This window comes from Acidithiobacillus sp. TH-A36 (assembly GCF_057473445.1).
Genome location: NZ_JBYCKP010000665.1, coordinates 1 through 1,682 on the forward strand (window position 1 = coordinate 1; position 1,682 = coordinate 1,682).

At 53.2% G+C, this 1,682-nt stretch carries 3 protein-coding genes; 1 reads left to right on the forward strand and 2 read right to left on the reverse strand.

Annotation, left to right across the window (positions count from 1 at the left end; all coding sequences use genetic code 11):
- Positions 1-133: 133 nt before the first annotated feature.
- The gene (locus AC2VLY_RS16580) at positions 134-1,180 is read right to left on the reverse strand and encodes a M48 family metalloprotease (protein WP_486922674.1); all 1,047 of its coding nucleotides are present in this window, start codon (positions 1,178-1,180) and stop codon (positions 134-136) included.
- Positions 1,181-1,232: 52 nt separating this feature from the next.
- Here AC2VLY_RS16580 and AC2VLY_RS16585 point away from each other — a divergent pair, with 52 nt between their 5' ends.
- Positions 1,233-1,409, forward strand: a complete 177-nt coding sequence (locus tag AC2VLY_RS16585) for a hypothetical protein (protein ID WP_158627752.1) — start codon at positions 1,233-1,235, stop codon at positions 1,407-1,409.
- Here the strand turns inward: AC2VLY_RS16585 and AC2VLY_RS16590 are convergent.
- The coding region (locus AC2VLY_RS16590) for an ATPase, T2SS/T4P/T4SS family (protein ID WP_486922675.1) at positions 1,382-1,682 on the reverse strand (301 nt) is incomplete at its 5' end. The two genes, AC2VLY_RS16585 and AC2VLY_RS16590, sit on opposite strands and share 28 nt — an antisense overlap.

Consider the following 1,682-nt stretch of genomic DNA (forward strand, 5'->3'; position numbering starts at 1 on the left):
AGGAAAAACTGCCAGAAAAGAGCATGACCGTGTAATTGAAAGGCACGCCCATCACGCGCTTTTTACCAATGACGGCACGATGCACGGGGCTTTTTCGGAGTCGTTCTGCGCGACTTTCACCGGTTTGCATGGGTTATTCCCGGGTAACAGCGGCTGCCGCCGTGTGCGTTTTGCCGTAGCCCAATCTCAACAACCGTTTTTGGCGCAAAGCAGAACGGTCCTGGCCGTGCTCCGCCATCCAGAGAGAGCCTTCAATGGCCTCCTGGGTACTGTTGACGGCTACTGCATAGCGATCCGCCTGATATTCCCGGCGGTTTGGGAACCAGAGCAGGGCGCTTTTGGGTACCAGCAAAGCGAGCAGAATAAAGGCCGCGATGGTTTTGGTTTCCGGGACGGTACTGCCCAGAAATACGCCCATGGCGGTCAGGAACAGGACCGAAGTGACGGGATACATATAGTTCAGCGCCGTATGCCCGAAGCGAATATGTCCGAGCTCATGCCCGAGTACATACCGGCGCACGGAGGGCGGGGCATCCTTGGCCAGTTTTCCGGAAATGAGGATATACCGCATGTAACTCCAGGCCCCATAACCCTGCCAGGGCCACCAAGCGGGGAGCATCATCAATTTGGGGTGGATGTGCCGAAAAACCCGACGCCAGCCTTTCAGTTCCGTCAGGGACACATCGGAACGGACCATTTTGTCCAGGTCGTTTTTCCATTCGGCAAATGTAGCCTGGTTTTCGGTGGAGTGGCTTGAGGTCAGGGCAAACCGCATGGCCCGACTGCCTACCCCAAACATATACACAATGCCGCCGACGACGAAAGCAATGCCGCCGACAACAATGACGACATAATCTTCCAGGTCCTTAAAAATCTCATCCAAGATCCCATCCCACGGCATGCCATTACCAGAAGCAGAGGGGATTGGTGCGCCCAATCCGGAACTGCTGGTGTAGTCGGACATTCCTGTTACACCGGATAGGGAGACCTGCCGACCAGAAGCGATATAAGCAATAATATCGACCGCGAATGCGCCAATACAAAAACCCATAATCAATTTGGCGAAAAACGAGAAATGGCCTTTGATTTCACATCGGCTATCCACCATCGCGGTGAAGAGATACACCAGAGCGAGTAGCGGTAACACGATCATTTGTGTGGAGGGATTGAACAGTTCCATGATAGTCCTTCCTGAACAGTAAGTATGGATTGCTGATTCAGGAGAATAATGGGTGCAGCGTGATTATGGTGCGGCATTAAACGGCTTTTTTCTGGTTTTTTCTGAAAGTAGAAATTCCAAAACCGATCAAGAGATCAAATTGATCCCCGCATGTGCAACGAAACGCCAATCCCTGGAGACACGTTTTGGCCCGCAAATCCTTCAGGCTTCGGGAATGGCAATGCTTTGATAACGGTAGGTCTGGCTTTGCGGATCCATGCCCTGAATTTCCATAATGGCGCTGATGGCTCTTTTACCCTCGGCGTTCAGACGCATTTGGATGACGTAATGAATGGCTTGGGAAACCGTTTGCCGGATAGCGAAGTGTGGCCAGGGAACGCCGGAGCGCAGGACCAGCGTTTCCAGCCGTTCCAATGCCTCGATGGGGCTGTTGGCATGAATGGAGGTCATGGAGCCATCGTGTCCGGTATTGCAGGCGTCCAGCATATCAAGGGCTTCGGCT

Excerpts from the sequence above, each read along its gene's own strand:
- AC2VLY_RS16580 (WP_486922674.1), bottom strand. The coding sequence starts at position 1,180 with ATGGAACTGTTCAATCCCTCCACACAAATGATCGTGTTACCGCTACTC.